Annotated in this window: 21 protein-coding genes and 2 riboswitches; of the genes, 13 read left to right on the top strand and 8 right to left on the bottom strand. The window is 74.3% G+C overall.

Translation table 11 applies throughout. The features are described 5' to 3' along the window. Window positions 1-14 precede the first annotated feature (14 nt). Window positions 15-953 carry a right-handed parallel beta-helix repeat-containing protein gene (locus tag J4E96_RS00905; RefSeq protein ID WP_227423944.1) on the bottom strand — a complete coding sequence of 313 codons (939 nt, stop codon included), beginning with the start codon at window positions 951-953 and terminating at the stop codon, window positions 15-17. A gap of 441 nt (window positions 954-1394) precedes the next feature. On the opposite strand from J4E96_RS00905, the gene J4E96_RS00900 reads away from it, so the two are divergent. The 6 genes from J4E96_RS00900 (at window position 1395) to J4E96_RS00875 (ending at window position 8782) form a co-directional block, all read left to right on the top strand. Next, window positions 1395-2597 (top strand): right-handed parallel beta-helix repeat-containing protein, encoded by a 1203-nt coding sequence (locus J4E96_RS00900; protein WP_227423943.1) that lies wholly within the window; start codon window positions 1395-1397, stop codon window positions 2595-2597. A gap of 79 nt (window positions 2598-2676) precedes the next feature. Next, a complete protein-coding gene (locus J4E96_RS00895; protein WP_227423942.1) occupies window positions 2677-3831 on the top strand; it encodes a glycosyltransferase in 1155 nt (384 codons plus the stop codon). A 280-nt stretch (window positions 3832-4111) separates the two neighbouring features. After that, window positions 4112-5134 carry a glycosyltransferase gene (locus J4E96_RS00890; protein WP_227423941.1) on the top strand — a complete coding sequence of 341 codons (1023 nt, stop codon included), beginning with the start codon at window positions 4112-4114 and terminating at the stop codon, window positions 5132-5134. After that, window positions 5131-6105, top strand: a complete 975-nt coding sequence (locus J4E96_RS00885; protein ID WP_227423940.1) for a glycosyltransferase family A protein — start codon at window positions 5131-5133, stop codon at window positions 6103-6105. The genes J4E96_RS00890 and J4E96_RS00885 overlap by 4 nt, the downstream gene beginning before the upstream one ends. After that, a complete protein-coding gene (locus J4E96_RS00880; protein WP_227423939.1) occupies window positions 6105-7559 on the top strand; it encodes a lipopolysaccharide biosynthesis protein in 1455 nt (484 codons plus the stop codon). Before J4E96_RS00885 ends, J4E96_RS00880 begins: the two co-directional genes overlap by 1 nt. A 53-nt stretch (window positions 7560-7612) precedes the next feature. Continuing rightward, window positions 7613-8782: a polysaccharide pyruvyl transferase family protein gene (locus J4E96_RS00875; RefSeq protein WP_227423938.1), complete on the top strand. Its 1170-nt coding sequence runs from the start codon at window positions 7613-7615 to the stop codon at window positions 8780-8782. Window positions 8783-8826: 44 nt separating this feature from the next. Here the strand turns inward: J4E96_RS00875 and J4E96_RS00870 are convergent, their stop codons facing one another. Both J4E96_RS00870 and J4E96_RS00865 read right to left on the bottom strand, forming a co-directional pair. After that, the gene (locus J4E96_RS00870) at window positions 8827-10956 is read right to left on the bottom strand and encodes an acyl-CoA dehydrogenase family protein (protein WP_227425611.1); all 2130 of its coding nucleotides are present in this window, start codon (window positions 10954-10956) and stop codon (window positions 8827-8829) included. Between the two features lie 5 nt (window positions 10957-10961). Then, complete coding sequence (locus J4E96_RS00865; protein ID WP_227425610.1) at window positions 10962-11726, bottom strand: TetR/AcrR family transcriptional regulator; 765 nt, start codon at window positions 11724-11726, stop codon at window positions 10962-10964. A gap of 175 nt (window positions 11727-11901) precedes the next feature. Between J4E96_RS00865 and J4E96_RS00860 the strand changes: the two genes are divergently transcribed. The 4 genes from J4E96_RS00860 to J4E96_RS00845 all read left to right on the top strand — a co-directional run bounded on the left by J4E96_RS00860 (window position 11902) and on the right by J4E96_RS00845 (window position 16353). Then, window positions 11902-13278: an acetyl-CoA C-acetyltransferase gene (locus J4E96_RS00860; protein WP_227423937.1), complete on the top strand. Its 1377-nt coding sequence runs from the start codon at window positions 11902-11904 to the stop codon at window positions 13276-13278. Beyond that, on the top strand, window positions 13275-14624 hold the full coding sequence (locus J4E96_RS00855; protein WP_227423936.1) for a 3-oxoacyl-ACP reductase: 1350 nt from the start codon (window positions 13275-13277) through the stop codon (window positions 14622-14624). Before J4E96_RS00860 ends, J4E96_RS00855 begins: the two co-directional genes overlap by 4 nt. Before the next feature lie 206 nt (window positions 14625-14830). Continuing rightward, a complete protein-coding gene (locus J4E96_RS00850) occupies window positions 14831-15718 on the top strand; it encodes a MaoC/PaaZ C-terminal domain-containing protein (RefSeq protein ID WP_227423935.1) in 888 nt (295 codons plus the stop codon). Further along, the gene (locus J4E96_RS00845) at window positions 15715-16353 is read left to right on the top strand and encodes a pentapeptide repeat-containing protein (protein ID WP_227423934.1); all 639 of its coding nucleotides are present in this window, start codon (window positions 15715-15717) and stop codon (window positions 16351-16353) included. The genes J4E96_RS00850 and J4E96_RS00845 overlap by 4 nt, the downstream gene beginning before the upstream one ends. Here J4E96_RS00845 and J4E96_RS00840 read toward each other — a convergent pair. Together J4E96_RS00840 and J4E96_RS00835 are read right to left on the bottom strand one after the other, a co-directional pair. Next, complete coding sequence (locus J4E96_RS00840; RefSeq protein ID WP_227423933.1) at window positions 16330-16797, bottom strand: LbetaH domain-containing protein; 468 nt, start codon at window positions 16795-16797, stop codon at window positions 16330-16332. The two genes, J4E96_RS00845 and J4E96_RS00840, sit on opposite strands and share 24 nt — an antisense overlap. A gap of 136 nt (window positions 16798-16933) precedes the next feature. Further along, complete coding sequence (locus tag J4E96_RS00835) at window positions 16934-18331, bottom strand: aminotransferase class V-fold PLP-dependent enzyme (RefSeq protein WP_227423932.1); 1398 nt, start codon at window positions 18329-18331, stop codon at window positions 16934-16936. Window positions 18332-18369: 38 nt separating this feature from the next. Then, a riboswitch (SAM riboswitch) is annotated at window positions 18370-18482 on the bottom strand. A 144-nt stretch (window positions 18483-18626) separates the two neighbouring features. Further along, window positions 18627-18729, top strand: a riboswitch (SAM riboswitch). Window positions 18730-18733: 4 nt separating this feature from the next. On the opposite strand from J4E96_RS00835, the gene J4E96_RS00830 reads away from it, so the two are divergent. From J4E96_RS00830 to J4E96_RS00820, 3 genes are read left to right on the top strand one after another with little or no spacing between them, the layout of a single operon-like run. Next, the gene (locus tag J4E96_RS00830) at window positions 18734-19225 is read left to right on the top strand and encodes a rhodanese-like domain-containing protein (protein WP_227423931.1); all 492 of its coding nucleotides are present in this window, start codon (window positions 18734-18736) and stop codon (window positions 19223-19225) included. Next, entirely contained in the window at window positions 19222-20493 is a 1272-nt protein-coding gene (locus J4E96_RS00825) for an O-succinylhomoserine sulfhydrylase (RefSeq protein ID WP_406620170.1), read from the top strand. The genes J4E96_RS00830 and J4E96_RS00825 overlap by 4 nt, the downstream gene beginning before the upstream one ends. 58 nt (window positions 20494-20551) lie before the next feature. Continuing rightward, complete coding sequence (locus J4E96_RS00820; protein ID WP_227423930.1) at window positions 20552-20866, top strand: hypothetical protein; 315 nt, start codon at window positions 20552-20554, stop codon at window positions 20864-20866. Between the two features lie 36 nt (window positions 20867-20902). Here J4E96_RS00820 and purQ read toward each other — a convergent pair whose 3' ends face one another. From purQ to J4E96_RS00805, 3 genes are all read right to left on the bottom strand, one after another. Beyond that, window positions 20903-21595, bottom strand: coding sequence for a phosphoribosylformylglycinamidine synthase subunit PurQ (gene purQ / locus J4E96_RS00815; protein ID WP_227423929.1), 693 nt, complete (start codon window positions 21593-21595; stop codon window positions 20903-20905). Continuing rightward, a complete protein-coding gene (gene purS, locus J4E96_RS00810) occupies window positions 21595-21879 on the bottom strand; it encodes a phosphoribosylformylglycinamidine synthase subunit PurS (protein ID WP_227423928.1) in 285 nt (94 codons plus the stop codon). Before purS ends, purQ begins: the two co-directional genes overlap by 1 nt. A 116-nt stretch (window positions 21880-21995) precedes the next feature. Continuing rightward, on the bottom strand, window positions 21996-23051 hold the full coding sequence (locus tag J4E96_RS00805; RefSeq protein WP_227425608.1) for an alcohol dehydrogenase catalytic domain-containing protein: 1056 nt from the start codon (window positions 23049-23051) through the stop codon (window positions 21996-21998). Between the last annotated feature and the right edge of the window lie 15 nt (window positions 23052-23066).

Genomic DNA, 23066 nt, shown 5'->3' with positions numbered 1-23066 from the left:
CGCCGCCATAGCCGTCAGCCGTCCCGGGTGACGGCCTGGACGGGCGCCTCAGTCGCGTCCATCACGTTCCCGGTGCCGAGCGTGACCGTGCTGCGCATCAGGATCGGTCCGTACGTCGTGTCGGTGCCGAACCGGTTGTCCCGGATCTCGAAGCCCTCGGCGACGATGTCCTCGCGGATGTTGATCGAGTAGTTGCCGCCGTTGATCCAGTTGCCCTCGATCACGACGTTCTTGCTCACCTTGGGTCCCGTCTCGCTGCCGAGCATGATCGCGGCGTTCCCGCGATCGCCGGTCACGGCGTTGCGGGGGTCGAGGGTGTTGCCGCGGATGACGATGTCCTGCGCGGAGATGCCCTGGATCGCGTCCGGGTGCAGCTCGCCGATGCGGGTCAGGTCGTGGATCCAGCTGGCCTCGACGGTGACCCCGATGCCGAGGCGGACGCCGTCGTTCACGCCATGGATGTTCGCGCGCCGGATCGTCGTGCTCGAGGTGTCCACCCCGATGTCGGTGCGCCCGCCGCCGTCGATCTCGACGTCCTCGAGGACGAGCCCGGTGCGCGAGCCGTCGTAGACGACGGCGCGGTCGTTGGGCGCGTCGAGGCAGGTGATGCGGGAGTTGCGGATGGTCACGTCGTCGGCCGCCACCACCACGCAGCCGGCCACGTCGAGGCCGTCGAGCACCGCGCCGTCCTCGGTGACCCGCACGCCCTCGCTGGGCGTGAGCACCACGCCGGCGGGGACGCCCGTGCTGGCCGGGCCCGGCCGGTCGGTCGCGGAGTCGAGCGGCGACCAGGACGGCGCCGGGGCGGGCGGCGGGGCGTCGCCCGCGCAGCCGCCGAGGACCAGCAGCCCGGCAAGGACGGCGAGCCCGGCGAGGCAGCGCCGGCCGCGGGCCCGCACCGGCGCGCCGCCGAGCGGCGGCCGGGCGCGGTTCGGTCGGCGAGGACTCGGCACAAGCGGCTCCCTGATGTCGCGGTCAGGCGGCAAGCGCCGCTCGGTGTCGCCCAGATGAGGGCATGGGCACGGCGGCTGCGACGTGGAGGTGACTATATCCAGCACGTCGTGCATATCGGGCGCAATGGGACGGGCGAACTTGCGCCGACCGCGACAGCAGCGCCCGGGTGTGACGAATCTCACTCCGGTGCGGACGGACGTGTGGAGGCGACCGGGGTTGACCGGCCCCGGCCGTCCTGGCTGACTAGGAAGTGGGCGCTGACCGGCTCGTCGGTCCAGGGGTCCACCGCTTCCCGCCGCCCGCGCGGCACCGCTCGCGGGCGGGCGGGCGGGGAGCTACCGCTCGGCGCCGAGCACTGGCGCGGGCGGCTGTCCTCATCGCGCCAGGCGCGGGGCCGATGGGTTCAGTAAGGACAGCCCTCACCAAGGAGCAGACCACCCATGAGACATCGCCGACTCCGCCTGCGCAGCCTGCGAACGATCGTCGCCGGGGCTGCCGCCGCGGTCCTGCTGACCGCATGGCTGCCGAGCGCGGCCGCGGTCACGCCCGACCAGATCCGTTACCTCGGCGTCAACGTCGCCGGCAAGACGCTGCCCGACCACGTCCTCCCGCTCGAGCTCTGGTCCTCCACCCCCGCCACGGCCCTGGACCTCTTCCTCAACAGCAAGCGGGTGGCGTCCGACCAGACGATCGAGGCCCGCGACGGCTACTGGCTCGGGACGGTCAACGTCGACCTGCGCGGGCTCTCGGGCCGCACGAAGCTCACGATGCGGGTCACGACGCCCGGCAGCCCGTGGCGGAACATCGCCGTCATCCTGTTCGTGGCCCCCCAGCCCGCCCCCATCGACCCCACCCCGATCCCGATCCCGATCGAGCCAGTCCCGGTCCCGCGCCCGGGCCCGACGAACACCGGCGTGCCGGCCGGGACGGTCCTGACCCCCAGCGGGCCGTTGTCGATCACGGAGCCGGGCACGGTGATCGACGGCCTCGACGTGGCCGGCTGCGTGACCGTGCTCGCCGACAACGTCACCATCCGCAACACCCGCATCACCTGCCTGGACTCGATCAAGCACCGCGCCGTCAGGATGGACGGCGTCCGCTCCGGGCTGCTGCTCGAGGACGTCGAGATCGACGGCGGCGGGCTCACCGACATCGGCGTGGACGCCTCGCGCACGACGATCCGGCGGGCGAACATCCACGGCGTCGGCGACGGCGTCCGCCTCGGCACCGACATCACCATCGAGGCCAGCTGGATCCACGACATGGTCCGCATCGGCGCCCTGCACCCGGATGCGATCCAGGGCATCTCGGCCCAGAACATCGTCATCCGCGGCAACACCCTCGACCCCCGCACCACCGCGACGGGCGACTTCACCAACTCGGCGCTGATGCTCGGCAGCGAGACCGGCGCGATGTTCAGCACGAACGTGCTCGTCGAGAACAACTACCTCGACGGCGGGAACTGCACCATCAACATCCATGAGGCCATCGCGTCCTCCAACATCGTCGTGCGAGCCAACCGGTTCGGCGCCACCACGCGGTACAACTGCTCGGTGCTCACCCCCCTGCGGGTGCCGATGGGGGCGGACAACGTCCTGGACGCGTCCGGGCTGCCGATCGAGGTCCAGTACACCGACGACTGAGGGCACCGGCGACTGCGGCCAGCCGGATTCCTCGTCCGGCTGGCCCCGGTCGGCGCCGCACCCGTCATACTCTCTGACCATGGGTGACAAACTGCGCAAACCAACCGTCGTGCTCGCCCTCGTCCTCGAGACGGTCGACGACATCGTCGACCGGGAGTTCTGCCGCCCGCCGGACCGCGCGCTGATCGCGCTGGCCGAGAGCGCCGACGTCGGCCGGCTGATCGTCTCCGACCCGTGGCGGTCCTGGCCGGTCCAGGTCGCCCGGCGACGCACGCTCAAGACCCGGCAGACGCTGTCGGTGCGCGGCAAGCCGGTGCGCCGCATCAGCCCGCGCCGGCTGCGCCGCGCCGATCCGCTCGACGTGCCGGGCCTCGAGGTCCAGTTCCGCCGGTACGCCCGCCGGGTCGGCGCGGCCGCCGGGCTGTCGGCCACGGACGGCGCCGCGCTGATCACCTACGACCCGTTCGTCGCGGCCTTCGCGGACGCCCCCTGGATCACCCGCCTGGTCTACGTCGGCCAGGACGACTTCGTGCACGGCACCAAGCGACGCGCCTGGTCGCCCGCGTACGAGGAGGCCTACCGGCGCATCCGCGACCGGTGCGACGACATCTTCACCATCTCGGACGAGCTCTCCGAGCGGATCGCGCCCGGCCGGGCGCGGACCCTGCCCAACGGGGTCGACGCCGAGCTCTGGGCCCCGCGCGAGGTACCCGCGGCGAACAAGTGGACCGAGCGGGGCCCGTACGCGGTGTACGCCGGGTCCGTCGAGGGTCGCGTCGACGACAGCCTGTTCGCCGAGGTGCTCAAGGCCGTGCCCGAGGTCGTCGTCGTCGGGCCGTGCTTCGACCCGGAGCAGCGCGCGCGCCTGGAGGCCATGGACGGCGTGACCCTCACGGGCTCGCTCGGCCAGCGCGAGCTGGTCGAGGTGGTCAGCGCCGCGCGGGTGGGCCTGATCCCTCATCACGACACCCCGATGACCCGCGCGATGTCGCCCCTGAAGATGTACGAGTACCTCGCCGCCGGCCTCCCGGTGGTCGCGACGGACCTGCCGCCCGTGGCCGTCGAGGGCGAACGGGTGCTGCTGTGCCGCACCCGGGACGAGTGGGCCCCAGCGGTGCGCGCCGCCCTGGCGCTCGGGCCGCTCGACGCCGCGGGCCGCAACGCGGTCCTCGCGCGGGTGTCCTGGGGGGTCCGCCTCACCCCCCTGGTCGCCTCGGCCACCGACCCGCGGTGACCGGGCGCCGCACGGCCGGCCGGCCGACACCGCGTCGGGCGCCGTCGACTTCATCCTTGTTCGCCTCCGACAAAACACCCATACTTGCCCGCGAGGCGGTCGACGCGGGCAGGTCCGGCGCGAGCGTTCTCCTACCAGCGGGAACGGCCCCGGGCCCGTACCTCGGTGCCCGATGCCTCTCGAGCTCACCGAGGCACCGGGGGAATGCGTGGATGTAGCAGGCGTGCCGAGTCGGCCGCGCGGGAGCGCCCCAGGGGCGCCTGGCGATCGGATCACGCTCATGACGAGCGCCGCCACGAGCGATCCGGGCGCGAATCCGTTCCCGAGCATGTGGTTCGACGCCGTGCGTCGTGCGGGCGTGGACGCCAGGGCGTGGAGCTCGATCGGCCTCCTCGTGTCCCGCCCCGACGTCGTGCACGTGCACTGGCCGGAGCCCGTCTTCGGCCGAGTCGGCCGGTCACCACGGCGGGCCGTCGTGATGGCCAGCCGGCTCGCCGCCCTCCTCGTCGCCAAGGCGCGGGGCACTCGGGTTGCCTGGACGGTGCACAACCTCGAGCCGCACGACCAGCGTGGGGACGTGGTCGGCCGCGCGGGGATCCGACTGTTCCAACGGCTCGTGGACGAGTTCTGGGTCATGTCGCAGGCGTCCGGCAACGACGTGCGGGCCCGCTTCGGCCCGGGGTGCGTCACGCGCGTGATCACGCACCCGGCCTACCCCGTCCACGGGCCGAGCGCGCCGCCGCCCGAGCGCGCGGAGGTGCTGTCGTTCGGAGAGGTGCGCCCGTACCGGGGTTTCCTTGAGCTGGTCGAGACGTTCGCCGCCAGCTCGACCGACTGCTCGTTGACGCTGATCGGGGCCGGGCGCGACGACGACTACGCCAGGGTCCTGCGCGCCGCCGTCGCCGGCGCCGGCAACGCGACGTGGCTGGACGCCCGACTGGGCGACGAGGCGTTGCAGGAGCACATCCGCGCGTGCGACGTGGTGATCCTGAACTACCTGCAGGTGACGAACTCCGGTGCCGCGCTCCTCGCGCTGAGCCTGGACCGACCCGTCGTCCTGCCCGACACGCCGGTGTTTCGCGAGCTGCGCGACGAGGTGGGCGACGGGTGGGTCTTCCTCTTCGACACCGGCGTGCTGCCGACCATCGAGGCGTGCCTCACGCAGGAACGACCCGCTCCGCCGAACCTCGAGCGGCGGACCTGGGCGGGCCTCGGGGTCACGGTGCGGCAGGCGAGTACCCGGCTGCGCGCCGACCGGACCCACCGCCTGCTGGCCCCCCGCCGCCTGGTGGACGCCCGGTGACGGCGACGCAGGCGCGCGTCGTGATCGTGGTGCCGGTGTACAACAAGAGCGCCGTGCTCGAGCGAGCCCTCAGCTCGGTCCAGCGCCAGACGTACGGCTCGTGGCGGCTCGTGGTCGTGGACGACGGGTCGCTCGACGACTCGCGCGATCGCGTGCGGCCGTTCCTGGCGGACGAGCGGGTCGAGCTGATCTGCCAGGAGAATCAGGGACCGGGCGCCGCGCGCAATCGCGGGGTCGCGGGCGCCGCGGAGGAGCTCGTCGCCTTCCTCGACGCCGACGACGAGTGGGAGCCCGAGTTCTTGGCGGCGCTCGTCGGTGCCCTCGAGGCTCAGCCGCTCGCGGCCGCGGCCGCGAGCGGGTGGGTCCGGATCGAAGCGGGCGTCGGCACGGCGATCCCGAGCCCGTCGTCGGTTCGGGGCCGCTGGCGCTGGGACGGATCGGTCGACGGGCCGACCTTCAAGCGGGTCGTTGACGCGCTGCACAGCAGCGCCACGGTGATCCGGCGGAGCGAGTTCGATCGGCGTGGCGGCTACTACGAGCACCACTGCACCTTCGGTGAGGACTCCTTCCTGTGGGCCCGGGTCGCGCTCTCGGACGAGCTCGCCTTCGTCGACCGAGCGCTGGTGCGGTTCCACACGGACGCCAGCTCGCTCAGCGCCGGACGAGGATCGGCCTACCCCGCGCCGCCGCTGCTCACGTCGCCCGGCGCGTTCCTCGGCGAGGCTGCGGGCGCCCGGGCGGACTTCGCGGCGAGGTACCTCGTCTGGTACTACCGCTTCGTCCTCCTGCGCATGCTCAACCAGCGGGCGGTCGGGGCCGCGCTGCGGCTGACCCTCGCCCTGGCCCTCGCGCTGCGCGGCCGCCGCCCCGGCAGCGCGTCCGTCGTCGTCGCCGCGCTGCGCGTGGGCGAGCGCTACCTGACGATGCGCACGCCGGCGCTGCGGCGCGTCGGCGCGGGGCGGGACCGCTGATGGCGGCGACGCTGGCCGGGTCCGCCGGCCGGGGCGTGGCGTGGACGACGGCGAGCCGCCTGGTCGCTCGGATCACCGATCTGGCCGTGCTGATGATCCTCGCGCGCACCCTCGAACCTGCGGCCTTCGGCCTCGCGGCACTCGCGAGCTCGATCCTGGCCTTCGTCGATGTCGCGCGCGACCTCGGGCTCGGGCAGGCCGCCGTACAGAGCAAGGAGTTCACCTCCCTGCAGCGTGACTCCCTCTTCTGGGGGGCGCTGGCGATCGGCGTCCTGCTGGCGGGCCTGGTACTGGCCACGTCTGGCCAGATCGCGGCCTTCCTGGGCAACGCCGACGCCGCGCCGGTCATCGCCCTGCTCTCCGCGTCGCTCGTCCTGGCGAGCCTGTCCGTGGTCCCGATGACCGATCTCCAGCGGTCGCTCGAGTTCCGGCCGATCGCGATCCGCGGGACCCTCGGCGCCCTCGGCGGCGGCATCGTGGGCGTGACCATGGCCCTGCTCGGGTTCGGGGTCTTCTCCCTCATCGCCCGGACGCTCACCGACAACTTCCTCGGCACCGTCCTGCTCTGGGCCTCCAGCCGGAAGCCGCCGGGGCTGCACTTCAGCTGGCCGCAGTTCACGAACCTCATGCGATTCGGCTCGGCCGTGGCGGGGGCCCGCACCCTGGAGACCTTCGTGTCCCGGGCCGACGACCTGATCATCGGGCGCACGATGGGGGCCGCGGCCCTCGGCATCTACACCATCGCCTTCAGGATCTTCCGGATCATGGTCGAGGTGTTCGCCTCCAGCATCAACCAGGTGATGTTCCCCGTCTTCTCGCGCATGAACGGGGAGGTCGCGCGCCTGCAGTCGGCCTACTACCAGACCGTGCGGCTGACGGCGACGGCCGCCGTGCCGGTCTTCGCCCTCGTGGCGGCGACGGGCCCGTGGCTCATCCCGCTGCTGTTCGGCAACCAGTGGCAGGAGTCCGTGCCGGTCATGCAGATCCTGGCGATCCTCGGGGTCGTCCAGGCGCTGCGCTACTACGACGCGGCGATCATCACGGCGATGGGTCGTCCGGTGAAGGTGCTGGCCGTCCGGGCCATCACCGGGACGCTCACCGTCGCCGGGTTCGTCGTGGGCGGATTCCTCGGCGACCTGCGCTGGTTCGCGCTCGCGGCCGTCCTCGTGGCGCTGTTCGTCTCGACCCCGATCTGGTTCTGGCTGTTGTGGACGACGGCGCGGATCAACCCCGTGACCACGCTGGGGATCGTGTGGAAGCCGATCCTGGCCGGGCTCCTCGCGGTCGCCGGCGTCACGGGCCTGGCGCAGCTGCTGACGGGGCAGTCGGACCTCGTGCACGTGGCCGTCCTGCTGCCCGCCGGGGTCGTCCTCTACGCCGGCCTCATCACGATCGGCGACCGAGGCAGCGTGGTGCTGCTGTTCACGCAGCTCAAGGGAATCCGCCGGCGGTAGGCGCGCGCGGTGAAGCCAGCGGTGCGTTCGGGACGATGGTCGAGGAGGCTGTGATGAAGCGGGTTGTGGTCAGGTTCTATGCACGCAACAACCTCGGGGACGACCTGTTCGTGCGGATGCTCGCGGACCGGTATGACGCGCGCTTCCTGATCGAGACGCGCGAGCACAATCAGACGTTCGACCAGCACCCGCGCATCGTGCAGCGCGCACCGCGTCCGACGGTGCTCGAGCGGGTCCGCGCTCGAGTCGGCCGGCCCGCCCCGGCCCGGGCGGGGGTGAGCGTCCCGACCGGCGCCGATCTTCTCGTCCACATCGGCGGGTCCATCTTCATCGAGCACCCGGGATCGTTGGGCTACTGGCGCGCGGAGCGCGCCTTCTACCGCTCGCTCACGGTTCCGTACGTGATCCTGGGCGCCAACTTCGGTCCCTACCTCAGCGCGGAGTACCCGCACCTGATCGGGTCGATCCTGCGCGACGCGCGCGACGTGTGCTTCCGGGACGAGGCGTCGAGGGCCGCCTTTCCCGACGTGCCGGGGATCCGGGTGGAGCCGGACATCGTGTTCGGCGCCGCGGCGGGGCTCGCCGGCACCGAGGGGTCGGGCGACGCTGGGCCGTCGGGCGGCACAGCAACATCGGGCGGCACAGCGACGTCGGACGGCACAGCGACGTCCGGCGGCGGCGTTGTCGTGTCGGTCATGGACTTCGCGGGCACGCATGGCGCGGCGGCGGGATCGGCGTACGAGACCTACCTGGTGGACCTCGCGCGGGAGGTCATCCTCACCGGGCAGCGGGTCCGGTTCATCTCGTTCTGCCGGTTCCAGGGGGACGAGGCGGTGATCGACCGGATCCAGGACCGCCTGCGGGGCAGCATCCCTGAGGGCAGCGTGGACTCCTACCGGTACCGAGGCGATCTCGACGAGGCGCTCGCCGTCCTGAGGGCGGCGGACGCGGTGGTCGGCACACGCTTCCACGCGACGGTGATCGCGCTCGCCGCCGGCAAGCCGGTGCTGCCCATCCTCTACAGCGACAAGACCGCGGCGACGCTCGACCTGGTGGGGTACGAAGGCCCGCGGGTCTCGCTGGCGTCGATCGTGCAGGGCCGGCGCGTCGGCGCGGACGTGGGCCAGTGGGGCCACGGCGACCTGACGGGTGTGGCGTCGCGAGCCCAGGCGCAGTTCGCGGCCCTGGATCGCCTGCTGCCCCGCGCCGACGCCGACGCCTGAGCCGGTCCGCCGACGCCCGCGTGGGGGCGCCGGCGGCCCGCCGCTCAGCTCGCCGCGGTGAGGTTCTCGGTCCCGACCGGGCGCGCGCCCGGGGAGGGCTGAGCCAGGGCGGGCCGCGCCCGCGGCAGCGACTTCTCCGGAACCGGCGCATCCCCGGACGCGCGCTCGGCCCGGTAGTGGGCGCGCGCCTCGTCCTGGCGCTCGCGCTCGGCGCCGGTGGTGATCGTGGCCCGGACGTGCTCGGGCCCGTACCCGAACGCGTCGACGAGGTCCTGCGCGTGCGGGCGTAGGCGGCCCAGCAGCCGGTCGATGTACGACGTCACGGTCCGCGCGCGCCCGGCCGACAGCCGCCCGTTGATCAGGTACCAGGCGAGGTTCCGCTCGATGACGCTGAGCCCGAACAGGTCCCGCACCCACGTGAGCACCTGCCGCGTCCCGGCGTCGTCGACGCGGGCCAGGCCCGCCGTGAACGCCTCCCACTGGACGAGGTCGGCGTGCGCCCGGGCCGCCTCGATCAACTCGTGCTGGTGCGCGTTGAACAGCGCCGCGGCATCGGCGCGCGAGGCCTTGGTCGCGGGCCGCAACGCGCCCGCGACCAGCGCGACCATCGTGTCCACGCGGTCGGTGAGCAGCTCGCGCTGGGTCTGCGCGTCGCGCAGCTGACCGGCCGATCGCCGCACGTTGCCGCCGTCGGAGAGCGCCTGGACCGCCCGTAGCAGCGGGGTCCGGTGCAGCGCGGCGTCGGCGGCGCGGTTGGCCATGTACCGGGCCACCCCGCCCGCGTCGATCCCGGAGAACTCGCGCCCGAAGTCCGCGAGCAGGCGCTTGGCGACGAGCTGCAGGAGCACGGTGTTGTCCCCCTCGAAGGTGACGAACACGTCGAGGTCGGCGCGCAGGGACACGAGCCGATTCTCGGTCAGGAAGCCGGCCCCGCCGCACGCCTCCCGCGCCGTCTGCAGCGTCGTGAGGGCGTGCCACGTCGAGGTCGGCTTGAGCGCCGCGGCCAGGGTCTCGAGGTCCTCACGGTCCTCGTCCGAGCCGTCGCGCCCCGAGAAGACGCCGTCGAACGTCTCGAGCAGCCGCTCGTGCGCAAAGCTCGCGGCGTAGGTCGCGGCGAGCAGCGGGAGCAGCCGCCGCTGGTGCTCGGCGTAGTCGAGCAGGACGACCTCGTCGGTGTCCGAGCCGCCCGCGAATTGGCGGCGCTCGTTGCCGTACGTGACGGCGATGACCAGGGCGAGCTTGCTCACGTTCACGGCCGCGCCGTTGAGCGAGACCCGGCCCTGCACGAGCGTGCTGAGCATCGTGAAGAACCGGCGGCCGGGGCTCGCGATCGGCGAGCTGTAGGTGCCGTCGGCCGCGACGTCCCCGTAGCGGTTGAGTAGATTCGCGCGCGCGACGCGCACGTGGTCGAAGCGCAGCCGCCCGTTGTCGATGCCGTTCAGCCCGCCCTTGAGCCCGTCGTCCTCGCCGTCGATGCCCGGCAGGAACGCCATGGTCTCGCCGTCGCGCAGCGGGACGTAGAACGCGTGCACCCCGTGGTTGACCCCGCGGGTGACGAGCTGCGCGAAGACGACGGCGGCGGTGCCGTGCTCCCCCGCGTTGCCCAGGTAGTCCTTCCACGCGGCGCGGAACGGCGTGTGCAGGTCGAACTCCTGGGTCGCCGGGTCGTAGACGGCGGTCGTGCCGATGCTCGCGACGTCGGAGCCGTGCCCCGTCTCGGTCATGGCGAACACGCCCGGGACCGCGACGGACATCGCGCCGGGCAGGAGCCGGCGGTGGTGCTCGGCGGTGCCCAGGTGCAGGATCGCCGACGCGAACAGCCCCCACTGGACCCCCGCCTTGATCTGCAGCGATGGGTCCGCCGCGACGAGTTCCTCGAACCGGGCAAGGCTCCCGCCGTGATCGTCGGAGCCGCCGAACTCGGCCGGGAAGGCGCGCAGCACGTCGCCGCCGGCGGCGAGGGTCTTGATCTGGGTGAGCACGCGGGCCCGGTGGTCCGCCATGCTCAGGCCCTCGGTCTTGGTGAAGCGCGGGTCGCCCGCGAGGGCGCGCGCGCTGCGTCGCAGGTCGGCCCAGCGGCCGAGCAGCAGGTCCTCCAGCTTCGCGACGTCGACGACGGCGGTCGCGTCCGGCGCCTTCGGGTCGACGGCGGTGCGATCGGCGCGTTCGGGCATGGAACTCATCGGGGCTCCTGTACGAGTGGTGTCGCGGGCGGGTCGGTCGGGAAGGTGGTCTCGGTCTCGGTCTCGGTCTCGGTGGCGCGGGCCCGCGTGAGCACGCCGATGGGGCCAGCCCACAGCCAGGCCGCGACCTGCATCGTCAGGGCGCTGCGGTCGAGCGCGTCGGGATCGTCGCGCCGGCGCAGCCAGTTCTCGCCCGCGCCGCGCACGAAGCCGACCGCGCCCGCGGCCCACATCTGCGCCATGACCCGGCTCTCGCCGTCGGCAGGCGAGCCAGCGTCGATCAGGGCTCGGGCGAACGGGGCCGCGACGAGGCCGGTGACCGAGTCGAGGAAGTGGCCCAGCGGCGAGCCCGATTCGAGCGACCCCTCGCGCGTGACGAAGAAGTACACGTTGGGCGAGGACTCGATCATCTCGAGGTAGACGCTGACCATCGCGCGCAGGCCGTCGCGCGGCGTCGGCGAGGCGCGCAACGCCCCCTCGAGGGCGCCCTGGATCTGCAGCACGACCGCCTCGGCGACGGCGATCTGCAGCCCGGTCTTGTCGCTGAAGTAGCGGTACACGATCGACTTCGAGGTGCACGCGGCCGCCGCGATCTCGTCCATCGAGACGTCGGGCCCGTGCGTGTGCACGACCTTCCGGGCGATCCGGACCAGCTCGGCTCGCCGCGCCTCGCGATGGTCGGCCCACCGGGTCGACCGGCCGTCGAGCTGGTGGCCGGGCTCGTCCGCCCGCGGGCCGGACGCGAGGGTGTCTCGGGGCAGGGCCGGCCCGGGAAGCGGCACGGCCGTCGACGCCGACGGGCCCGATGTGACTTCTCTCACAAGACCGACGGTATCAGGTACTGTCGGTCTCGGACACATACCATCGGGTGATCCCGCCGCCTGGGCCTGAGGTCCCGGCTCCGGCCCGCTCAACGACGACGCGAGAGGACCTGCCATGGCAGCACCCACGAACGCCACCGCCCAGCCCGCCGCCCCCGAGGGCGCGACGGGCACGGCTCTGCCCCGCCGCGCCGTCGTCGTCGGGGGCAACCGCCTGCCCTTCGCCCGCGCGGGCGGGCCGTACGCCGGCGCGAGCAACCAGGACCTGCTCACGGCCGCGCTCGACGGCCTCGTCGCCCGGTTCGGGCTGCAGGGCGAGCGCATCGGCGAGGTCGCCGCGGGCGCCGTCCTCAAGCACTCCCGCGACTTCAACCTGACCCGCGAGTGCGTGCTCGGGTCGGCCCTGTCGCCGCAGACCCCCGCGTACGACCTCCAGCAGGCGTGCGCGACCGGCCTCGAGGCCGTCGTCGGCCTCGCGAACAAGATCCGCCTCGGCCAGCTCGAGTCGGGCATCGCGGCGGGCGTCGACAGCGCTTCCGACGCGCCGATCGCGGTGAGCGACGGTCTGCGGCACGCGCTGCTGGCGCTCGCGCGCGCGAAGACGCCGCGCCAGAAGCTCGCCGCGATCGCGGGGCTACGCCCGCGAGACCTGGCGCCGGCCGCACCGCGCATCGACGAGCCCCGGACCGGGCTCTCGATGGGCGAGCACCAGGCGCTGACGACGGCCCAGTGGGGCATCACGCGCGCCGCGCAGGACGAGCTCGCCCTCGCGAGCCACACCCGGCTCGCCGCCGCCTACGACGCAGGCTTCTTCGACGACCTCGTGACCGGGTTCCGGGGCCTGACCCGCGACCAGAACCTGCGCCCCGACACCTCCCTCGCCAAGCTCGCCGCGCTCCCGCCAGCCTTCGGCCGCGACCTCGCGGAGCCGGCCACGATGACGGCGGGCAACTCGACGCCCCTGACCGACGGCGCAGCCGCGGTGCTCCTCGCGTCCGACGACTGGGCCGCCGCCCGCGGCCTGCCGGCCCTGGCGGTCGTCGTCGACGCCGAGTCGGGCGCCGTCGACTTCGTGCACGGCGGCGACGGCCTGCTCATGGCGCCGGTGTTCGCCGTCCCCCGGCTGCTCGAACGCAACGGCCTGACCCTCGCGGACTTCGACATCGTGGAGATCCACGAGGCGTTCGCCTCGACCGTGCTCGCGACGCTCGCGGCGTGGGCGGACGCGGACTTCGGCCGCGAGCGCCTCGGGCTCGACGGCGCGTTCGGGTCGGTCGACCCGGACCGGCTCAACGTGACCGGCTCGTCGCTCGCGGCCGGCCACCCGTTCGCCGCCACGGGCGGGCGCATCGTGGCGACGGCCGCGAAGATCCTGGCCGAGCGCAAGGCCGCCCGCGCAGGCACGCCCGACGCCGACCGCCCCGTCCGTGCCCTCCTGTCCGTGTGCGCCGCGGGCGGCATGGGCGTCACCGCGATCCTGGAGGCGGCGTGACCGATCCGTACCTGACCCTCGTCACCTCACCGCTGACCAAGGGCCTCGCCCGGCGGATCGGCCTGCCGCGGCCGGCGCCGCTCGCGCGGTTCCGGCCGGGCCAGCCGCTGCTGGCCGGACCCGCACTGGTGGTCTCGGGCCCGGCCAGCGCCGCCGACGCCGACGCCGTCGCGCAGGCGCTCGTCGGCTGGGACGTCGACGTGCGCCGGCACCCGACGCCCGGCACGAGCTACGCCGCCGTCGTCGTCGTGCTCACGGGCCTGACCCACCCGGGCGAGCTCTCCGATCCCGTCCTCGCGGCGGGCGCGACCCTGCGCTCGCTCGCGCGCGGCGGCCGGGTCGTCACCGTGTCACGGGCGTCGACCGCCGAGGTCGCACCCGCCGTCGCGGCCGCGCGGCAGGGCGTCGACGGGCTGCTGCGCTCGCTCGCCAAGGAGCTGCGCGGCGGCGCGACCGGCAACGGGATCGTGCTCGCCGACGGCGTCGGGGCCGACGCGCCGTCCGCGCTGGGCGCGCTGCGGTTCTTCCTGTCGACCCGGTCGGCGTTCGTGTCCGGGCAGCTGCTCGCGGTCGACGCCGACGCGGGCGCGCCGCCCGCGGACTGGGACGTGCCGCTCGCGGGCCGGGTCGCCGTCGTGACCGGCGCCGCACGCGGGATCGGGGCGGCGATCGCCGCGACGCTCGCACGGGACGGCGCGACCGTCGTCGCCGTCGACGTGCCGGCGGCCGGCGAGGCGCTCGCGGCCGTCGCGAACCGGGCCCGAGGCACGGCGCTGCAGCTCGACGTCACTGCGCCCGACGCCGGCCGGCGGATCCTCGAGCACGCGCTCGCGCGGCACGGCGGCCTCGACATCGTCATCCACAACGCGGGCATCCTGCGGGACAAGCTGCTCGTGAACATGAAGCCGGAGCGCTGGGACGCGGTGCTCGCCGTGAACGTCGCGGCGCAGCTGCGCATCAACACCGAGCTGCTCACGTCGGGCGAGTTCACGCGCGCGCCGCGGATCGTCTCGCTCGCCTCGACGAGCGGCATCGCTGGCAACCGCGGGCAGACGAACTACGCGGCGTCCAAGGGCGGCGTCATCGGGATGGTGCGGGCGACCGCGCCGCTGCTCACGGCGTTCGGCGGCACCGCCAACGCGGTCGCGCCCGGGTTCATCGAGACCGAGATGACGGCGCGGATGCCGTTCGCGCAGCGCGAGATCGCCCGGCGGGCGAACTCGCTCCTGCAGGGCGGCCGCCCGGAGGACGTCGCCGAGACGGTCGCGTTCCTGGCCGCCCCCCAGTCGGGCGGGATCGTTGGCCAGGTCCTGCGCGTCTGCGGCCAGAACCTGGTCGGCGCATGACCCCCGCCCCCGACTCCCCCGACTCCCCCTCCCACCCCTCCCACCCCCTTCCCGGTTTTCAGGGGAAAGTGAGCGCCGCGCGCACCGATTCCTCTGAAAACGCGGTGGTGGCGGGCCGGGGCGGCGGGGTGGGGGCGATAGGGGGGATGGGGGGGCTTTATCTGCGGGGGGCGGGACGGTCCGTGCGGCTTGCGCTCGGGCGACGGATGGGGCGGCCCGTCGGGGAGCTGGCTTCGGTCAGCCTCGTGGCGGCCGGCGTGCGGGCGGACGCCGGACGCCTGACCGCCTACCAGCACCTGCTCGGCGAGCGCGCGTCGGACGAGCTGCCCGCCGGCTTCGTGCACGTGCTCACGTTCGGTCTCGCGACCGCGCTGATGGTGCGGGCCGACTTCCCGCTGCCGCTCGCGGGCCTCGTGCACGTCGCGAACCGGATCGAGCAGCGGCGACCGGTGACGCTGGGCGAGGAGCTCGAGGTGCGGGCGCATGCGCAGGCGCTCCGCCCGCACCGCCGGGGGACGCAGGTGGAGCTCGTGACCGAGGTCCACGCCCGCGGCGACGACGCGTACGCCTGGCGCGGCGTCTCGACCTACCTGGCCCGGGGCCTGCACCTGCCCGGGGCGCCGACCGACGACGTCCCGTCCGCCCGCGCGAGCGCCGGCGCCGCGCGGCCCGCCCGCCCGACCGCCGCCGCCGACGCCTCGACAAGCCCGGTGCCCACCGGACAGTGGCGGCTCGCGGCCGACGTCGGCCGGCGGTACGCGGCCGTCTCGGGCGACTGCAACCCGATCCACCTCTCGGCGCTGTCGGCCCGGGCGCTCGGCTTCCCGCGCGCGATCGCGCACGGCATGTACACCGCTGGCCGCGCGCTCGCGAGCGTCGGTTCGGCGCGGACCGACGCGTTCACCTGGACGGTCGAGTTCGGCGCGCCCGTGCTGCTGCCCGCCACGGTGCTCGTGCGCATCGCGCCCGACGGGCCCGACGGGGCGTTCGCCTACGCGGGCTGGAACCCCCGGAGCGGCCGCACGCACCTGACGGGCGCCGTGCTGCCCGCGGGCGTCCCGGGCTCGGCGGCCGTGGCACAGTTCGCTGGGTGAAGAAACGCGTCGGGGCCACCGTCCTGCCTGAGCTCGAGCACTTCGCGGGCGAGCTCGAGCCCGAGGCCGACTACGACGGCCTCGAGCTGCGCGACCTCGACCTCACCGGTCAGACGGCGGAGAACGCCCGGTTCCTCGGCTCGCGCATCGTGGGCTGCGTGCTCGACGACGTCGCGCTCGGCCGCGCTCAGCTCGCCGACACCGAGCTGACGGAGGTGCGTGCGCACACGCTCAGCGCCGTCGATTCGGCGTGGCGGGACGTGACGATCGACCGCTGCCGGCTCGGCGCGGTCACCGCGTACGGCTCGGACCTCGCCCGCGTGCGCTTCAGCGGCGGCAAGATCGACTACCTGAACCTGCGCGACGCCACGCTCAAGGACGTCGTGCTCGAGGACTGCACGATCGGCGAGCTCGACCTGGTGGGCGCGCGGCTGACCCGGGTCTCGTTCGAGCGCTGCCGCCTCGCGGTGCTGGATGTGACCCGCGCCGCGCTGGACCGGGTCGACCTGCGCGGCGCCGAGTTCGCCGGCCTGCGCGGCCTGGCCCACCTGCGCGGCGCGACGATCACCGGCGGCCAGCTGCTGGACCTGGCCCCGGCGATGGCGGACAACCTAGGCCTGACGGTCACCGGCTGAGTCGGCCGCGGCCACCCGGAGCGACGCCGTCGGCGGAAGCATGATCCCGCCGGGCGGGACGTCGGAGGCGACGACGGCGTGCGCCCCGATCTTCGCGCCCGCTCCCACGTGCAGCGCGTGCCCGCGTTTGGGCAGGATCAGGGCGCCCGCACCGACCAGGACGTCGTCGCCGAGGAACACCGCCAGCGGGGACCCGAGCTGACGCGCGCCCGCGCTGATGGTGACCCCGTGCGCGATCGTGACCCGCCGCCCGATCCGGGTGTTGGGGTGGATCACGGTGCCCACGCCCCGGTGCCAGAGCGTGACGTCGGGCTGGATGTCGCACTCGTACGGCAGGACCGCGTGGAACAGGTGGAAGTTGAGCTCCTTGAGCACGCGCGCGAGCGGCGTCAACCCGCGCCGGTGCAGACGGACCGACCACCACCACAGCTTTTCCGGCGTCATGGGCTCTCCTCGGTTGGGGCGAGACGGCGCGCGAGCTCGCGGCTGACGTGCATTCTTGCGGATCGGATCGTCCCGCGCTGGGCGAATTCTGCCGTCAGTGCCGGAAGTTCCCCGCCCGGCCGCTCGCGCCGAGCCGTCACGGCTGCGCGCAGGCCGCGGCCGTCGGGGCCAGCGCCGCGAGGCCGTGCAGGTGCGGCAGCGGGCGCGGGTCGTCGGCCACGGTCCAGCAGCCATCGACGACGGCGTAGGTCGCGGTCGGTCCCGCCACCAGGTACGCGCGCACCGCGGTGACCAGCCGATCCACCGTCGCGGCGTCGGTGCCGACCCCGACGCTCGCGCGGACCGCGCCGGCCGGCACGCCCAGGCGCGCGACCAGCGGGTGCGCGCAGAACCGGCCGTCCCGGACCCCGATGCCGTGCTCGGCCGCGAGGTAGGCGGCGACGAGCCCCGGGTCGTGCCCCGCGACGTCGAACGTGACGACGCCGATCGGCTCGGCCGAGTCCGCCCAGAGCTGGAGCACCCGGACGCCGTCGATCGCGTCGAGGCCGTCGACCAGCCGGGACCGCAGCGCGCTCTCGTGCGCCTCGAGCGCGCCCGCGGGCAGCCCCGCGAGCGCCTCGCAGGCCGCCGCGAGCGCGATCGCGCCGATGACGTTGGGCGAGCCCGCCTCGTGCCGCGCGGGCGCCGTCGTCCACAGGGTCCGGTCGGCGCGGACGTCGCGCACCGCGCCGCCGCCCGCGAGGTACGCCGCGCCGTCGTCGAGCCAGTCGCGGCGCCCGACCAGCACGCCTGCGCCGAACGGCGCGTAGGTCTTGTGCCCGGAGAACGCGACGTAGTCGGCGTCGGTCCCGGCGAGCGAGAAGCCGCGGTGCGGCACGAGCTGCGCGCCGTCGACCACGACGCGGGCGCCGGCCGCGTGCGCGACGCGGACGACGTCGGCCACGGGCAGCGCCTCGCCCGTGACGTTGGAGGCGCCCGTCGTCGCGACCAGCGCGTACGGCACGCGCGCGAGCTCGCGCGCGATCGCCGCGAGCGTGCCGGCCACCGTGTCCTCGACCGCGAGGACGGTCGCACCGTCGCGCTGCCAGGGCAGGAGGTTGGCGTGGTGCTCCAGGTCGAGCACGAGGACCCGGCCGCCCGCCGGCACGCAGCCGGCCAGCAGGTTCAGGGAGTCGGTCGTGTTGCGCGTGATGATCGCGACGTCGTCGGCGCGCGCCCCGACGAACGCGGCGATCGTGGCGCGCGAGGACTCGTACAGCGAGGTCGAGACCTGGGACAGGTAGCCCGCGCCGCGGTGCACGCTCGCGTACAGCGGGAGCACCTCGGCGACCCGGGCCGCGACCGACTCGAGCGCCGGCGCGCTCGCCGCGCAGTCCAGGTTCGCGTAGGCGCGGCTCGTGCCGTCGATGAGCGGCACCTGGGTGCTCGCGCCGACGACGGCGAGCAGCGCGCCGGGCCCGTCCGGCGAATCGGAGCTCGGGACGGGCGCGTGGGGACTCGGGACGGGAGCGGTGCGATCGGTGATGACGGTCATGACGGTCCTCCGGTACATCTGTGGGACCGCCGGCTGGCGTCCCGCGCTTGCCCCGACCGGACGGCCGGGACCAGGTCGTCACCCGGGGCACCCCACCGCGGAGGAGGGTTGCCGACCAGCAAGCCGGGGCTGAACGCTGGTGCTCGTGACCTTGTTCGAGGATCGGCTACGCCCGGGGGCCTGTCAACGTGCGGCCGTTGCCGTCTCAGCGGACGGACGAGGCGTCCCGCGGTGTGGACACCGCGGCGGGCTGCGGCCGGGTGGACTCGGTCGCGGGCGGCGACGTACCATCGGCAAACCATCCAGAGCGGCCGAGAGATCTGGCTCGACGACGCCGCAGCAACCCCCCGCGACCTCCGGGCCGCGGGCGCGGGTGCTACCGCCAGGACCGATGGAGGCGACATGAGCGCAGCACCCGACCCCGCGACGGGACAGACCACGACGACCGGTGCCCCGGCGGCAGGTGCCCCGACGACCGGGTACGCGGGCGATCTCACCCCGCAGCAGGCGTGGGACCTGCTCGCGGACGACGAGCGAGCGGTGCTCGTGGACGTGCGCACGGCGGCGGAGTGGCGATTCGTCGGCGGGCCCGACCTCGCCGCGATCGGCCGGTCGGCAGCGCTCGTCGAGTGGACGACCTACCCGGGCGGCGAGGCGAACCGGGCGTTCGCCGACCAGGTCGCGGCCGCCGGGCTCGCGCCGGGCGACGACCGCCCGGTGGTGTTCCTGTGCCGGTCCGGGGTCCGGTCGGTCGCCGCGGCCCGCGCCGCGACCGCCGCGGGGCTCGGCCCGGCGTACAACATCCTCGCGGGCTTCGAGGGTGACCTCGACGCCGCCGGGCACCGCGGCGCGGCCGGCTGGCGCGCCGCGGGCCTGCCCTGGCGCCAGTCGTGACCGGCGACCCCGCGGCGACGCCGATCCCCGGCCCGGCCGAGTGGACCGACGGCTCGCTCCCGGTCGCGCGCCTGCGGCCCGACACGCTCGCGGTGCGCGGCGGCCACGTGCGCACCGGCTTCGCCGAGACCTCCGAGGCGCTGTTCCTCACCCAGGGGTACGTGTACGAGCACGCGGCCGACGCCGAGGCGGCGTTCGCGGGCGAGAACGACCGGTTCGTGTACTCGCGGTACGGCAACCCGACGGTCGCGACGTTCGAGGAGCGCCTGCGGCTGCTCGAGGGGGCCGAGGCCTGCTACGCCACGGCGACCGGGATGTCGGCGGTCTTCACCGCGCTCGCGGCGCTCGTGCGGTCCGGCGACCGGATCGTCGCCGCGCGGGCGCTCTTCGGCTCGAGCCTGGTGATCTTCGACGAGATCTTCGCCAAGTGGGGGGTGCGGACCGACTACGTCGACGCGCACGTGCCCGAGCAGTGGGAGGCGGCGCTCGCCACGCCCGCCACGGTGGTGTTCTTCGAGACGCCGTCGAACCCGATGCAGGACCTCGTCGACGTCGCCGCGGTGAGCAGGCTCGCGCACGCCGCGGGCGCCGTCGTCGTGCTCGACAACGTGTTCGCGACGCCCGTGCTGCAGCAGCCGCTGACCCAGGGCGCCGACGTCGTCGTGTACTCGGCGACCAAGCACATCGACGGTCAGGGCCGCGTGCTCGGCGGCGCGATCCTCGGCACGCGCGAGTACATCCGCGGCCCGGTCCAGACGTTCCTGCGCAACACCGGGCCGTCGCTCAGCCCGTTCAACGCCTGGGTGCTGCTCAAGGGGCTGGAGACGATGTCGCTGCGCGTGCGCGCGCAGACCGCCGCGGCGCTGCAGCTCGCGCAGTGGCTCGAGGCGCAGCCCGCGATCGCGGTGGTGCGGTACCCGTTCCTGGCCTCGCACCCGCAGCACGCGCTCGCGCGCGCGCAGATGTCCGGCGGCGGCACGGTCGTGACGTTCAACCTCGCGGCGGGCGACGGCACGCCCGCCGACGTCGCGAAGAAGTCCACGTTCGCGTTCCTCGACGCGCTCGAGGTGATCGACATCTCGAACAACCTCGGCGACGCGAAGAGCCTCGTCACGCACCCGGCCACGACCACCCACCGCAAGCTCGGCCCGGCCGGGCGGGCGGCGGTGGGGATCGCCGAGACGACCGTGCGGCTCTCGGTCGGTCTGGAGGACCCGCTGGACCTGATCGACGACCTCGAGCGGGCGTTGCGCACCTCCGCCCACTAGTCGAGCTTCGGTGGCGGCGAGGGGGCAGCGGGGGCGCTGGTGTTAGCGTCGGGGCCTCATGGACCGCGCCGACGACCTCTCGTTCCCCCGCTGGAATCCGGGCGGGCAGCTCGGCTACTCGCTGGCCGCCGCCGCGGAGCGGCTCGAGCGCAACGGGCTGCGACCCGTCGGTTCGCACCCGCACACCGGCATGACCCGCCCGCAGCGGGCGGCCCTCGGCGCGCTGCTCGGCTGCGGGATGGTCCGGCCGCAGGTGCTGCTCGACCTCGAGGTGCTCGACGCGATCTTCCGCGGGAAGTACCAGCTCGCGGGCGGGCTGGTCGAGGCCTGCGAGACCGCCCTCGGGCGACCCCTGGTCGCGCAGACCGCGTAGGGCCGCGACCGGCCGTCAGCCGACGGCGACCGGCCGTCAGCCGACGAGGCTGTGCAGCACCGACGCGAAGAACCCCAACCCGTCGGTGCCCGTGCGCGGGCCCTTCGCGCCGTCGGGGCCGTACCCGACCTCGACCGCGTGCTCGGGGTGCGGCATGAGGCCCACGACGTTCCCGGCCGCGTTGGTGATCCCCGCGATGTCGCGGCGCGACCCGTTCGGGTTCCAGTCCTGGTAGCGGACGACGACGCGCCCCTCACCCTCGAGCTCGTCGAGCGTGCGCTCGTCGGCGACGAACTGGCCGTCCTGGTTCTTCAGCGGCACGGTGATCCGCTCCCCCGCCGCGTACTGGTTCGTCCACGCCGTCGACGCGTTCTCGACCGAGAGCACCTGCTCGCGGCACACGAACGTGAGCTGGTCGTTCTTGATCATCGAGCCGGGCAGCAGGTGCGCCTCGCACAGGATCTGGAACCCATTGCAGATGCCGAGCACCGGCAGGCCGCCGTTCGCGGCGTCGACGATCGAGCCCATCACGGGCGCGAACCGCGAGATCGCCCCGGCGCGCAGGTAGTCGCCGTACGAGAACCCGCCCGGCAGCACGACGGCGTCGACCGCGTGCAGGTCGGCGTCCGCGTGCCAGAGCGAGACCGGCTCGCCGCCCGCCAGACGCACCGCGCGCGCGGCGTCCCGGTCGTCGAGCGTGCCGGGGAAGGTGACGACGCCGACGCGCATCAGCGGCCGGCGCCGGTCGAACCGATCGTCGCAGCGTCGGCGACGGCGGCGACGCGCACGACGTCCTCGATGACGGGGTTGGACAGCACGGTCTCGGCCGCGTCGAGCGCCGCGGCGAGGACCTCGGGGGTCACGTCGCCGTCGACCTCGAGCTCGAACCGCTTGCCCTGGCGCACGCTGATGAACTGGGCGAACCCGAGCCGTGGGAGCGCGCCGGCGACGGCCTTGCCCTGCGGGTCGAGGATCTCGGGCTTCGGCATGACATCGACGACGACACGTCCCATGCGGGGATCACTCCAAAGGTGCGCGGGTGGTTGTGCGCCAAGGATACCGAGTGCGGTCCGCCGGCACGCCACGCGTCCACCGCCCGCTCGGCGCCGGCGTCAGGGGGCGATGACCGTCACGGCGCGATGACCGTCATGCCGGCCGACGTCGGCGGCTCGCCCATCGCGGCGAGCGCCGCCGGGGCGTCGTCGAGGGTGATTACGCGCGCGACGAGGAGGTCCGGGCGCAGGTCGCCCGCGGCGATGCGGGCGAGCATCGCGGGGTAGGCGTGCGCGGGCATGCCGTGGCTGCCGTAGAGCTCGAGCTCCCAGCCGACGACCCGGTCCATCGGCAGAGGCGGGCGCGCCTGCGCGCCGAGCAGCAGTCCGACCTGAACGTGCCGGCCGCGCCGGCGCAGCCCCAGCACCGAGGCGAGCGCCGTCGCCGGGCTGCCGAGCGCGTCGAGGGACGCGTGCGCGCCGCCGCCGGTGGCCGCGTGAACGGCCGCCGCGACGTCGTCGGGCAACCCGGGGCCGCACGCCGCCGGATCGATCGCGGCCTCTGCCCCGAGGTCGACGGCCGCCGCCCGCGCGGCCGCCGACACGTCCACCGCCACGACCCGCGCGTCACCCGCGACCGCGATCATCACGGCCGAGAGGCCGACGCCGCCGCACCCGTGCACGGCGAGCCACTCGCCCGGGCGCGGCCGGGCGTGCACGGTCACGGCGCGGTACGCCGTCGCGAACCGGCAACCGAGGGCCGCCGCCGTCACCGGCGTCATGCCGGCGGGCAGCCGGACCAGGTTGACGTCCGCGTGGTCGAGCGCGACGAGGTCCGCGAAGGACCCGGCGTGGGTGAAGCCCGGCTGCGTCTGGCGCTCGCAGACCTGCTGCTCGCCGGCGCGGCACGCCGGGCACTCGCCGCACGCGCACACGAACGGCACGGTCACGACGTCGCCGGCGTGCCACTGGCGCACCGCCGGCCCGACCTCCACGACGGTGCCCGCCAGCTCGTGGCCGGGCACGTGCGGCAGTGCGATGCCGTCGTCGTGGCCGCGCCACCCGTGCCAGTCGCTGCGGCAGACCCCGGTCGCCTCCACGCGGACGACGACGCCGGCGGGCGGGCAGGCCGGCGCCGGCACCTTCCGCACGACGAGGGGACCGTCGAACTCTTCGAAAACCACCGCACGCATCATTGAGGTCAGTTG

This window comes from Pengzhenrongella sicca, assembly GCF_017569225.1.
Lineage (GTDB): Bacteria > Actinomycetota > Actinomycetes > Actinomycetales > Cellulomonadaceae > Pengzhenrongella > Pengzhenrongella sicca.
The sequence above is the reverse complement of the archived record's forward strand: the minus strand, read 5'-3'. Positions and strand labels throughout refer to the sequence as shown.

What these genes read in the sequence shown, in the direction of transcription:
- J4E96_RS00900 (WP_227423943.1), top strand. Translation starts at nt 1,395, where the DNA reads ATGAGACATCGCCGACTCCGCCTGCGCAGCCTGCGAACGATCGTCGCC.
- J4E96_RS00895 (WP_227423942.1), top strand. Translation starts at nt 2,677, where the DNA reads ATGGGTGACAAACTGCGCAAACCAACCGTCGTGCTCGCCCTCGTCCTC.
- J4E96_RS00890 (WP_227423941.1), top strand. Translation starts at nt 4,112, where the DNA reads ATGACGAGCGCCGCCACGAGCGATCCGGGCGCGAATCCGTTCCCGAGC.
- J4E96_RS00880 (WP_227423939.1), top strand. Translation starts at nt 6,105, where the DNA reads ATGGCGGCGACGCTGGCCGGGTCCGCCGGCCGGGGCGTGGCGTGGACG.
- J4E96_RS00875 (WP_227423938.1), top strand. Translation starts at nt 7,613, where the DNA reads ATGAAGCGGGTTGTGGTCAGGTTCTATGCACGCAACAACCTCGGGGAC.
- J4E96_RS00870 (WP_227425611.1), bottom strand. Translation starts at nt 10,956, where the DNA reads ATGCCCGAACGCGCCGATCGCACCGCCGTCGACCCGAAGGCGCCGGAC.
- J4E96_RS00860 (WP_227423937.1), top strand. Translation starts at nt 11,902, where the DNA reads ATGGCAGCACCCACGAACGCCACCGCCCAGCCCGCCGCCCCCGAGGGC.
- J4E96_RS00850 (WP_227423935.1), top strand. Translation starts at nt 14,831, where the DNA reads ATGGGGCGGCCCGTCGGGGAGCTGGCTTCGGTCAGCCTCGTGGCGGCC.
- J4E96_RS00840 (WP_227423933.1), bottom strand. Translation starts at nt 16,797, where the DNA reads ATGACGCCGGAAAAGCTGTGGTGGTGGTCGGTCCGTCTGCACCGGCGC.
- J4E96_RS00835 (WP_227423932.1), bottom strand. Translation starts at nt 18,331, where the DNA reads ATGACCGTCATCACCGATCGCACCGCTCCCGTCCCGAGTCCCCACGCG.
- J4E96_RS00830 (WP_227423931.1), top strand. Translation starts at nt 18,734, where the DNA reads ATGAGCGCAGCACCCGACCCCGCGACGGGACAGACCACGACGACCGGT.
- J4E96_RS00820 (WP_227423930.1), top strand. Translation starts at nt 20,552, where the DNA reads ATGGACCGCGCCGACGACCTCTCGTTCCCCCGCTGGAATCCGGGCGGG.
- purQ (WP_227423929.1), bottom strand. Translation starts at nt 21,595, where the DNA reads ATGCGCGTCGGCGTCGTCACCTTCCCCGGCACGCTCGACGACCGGGAC.
- purS (WP_227423928.1), bottom strand. Translation starts at nt 21,879, where the DNA reads ATGGGACGTGTCGTCGTCGATGTCATGCCGAAGCCCGAGATCCTCGAC.
- J4E96_RS00805 (WP_227425608.1), bottom strand. Translation starts at nt 23,051, where the DNA reads ATGCGTGCGGTGGTTTTCGAAGAGTTCGACGGTCCCCTCGTCGTGCGG.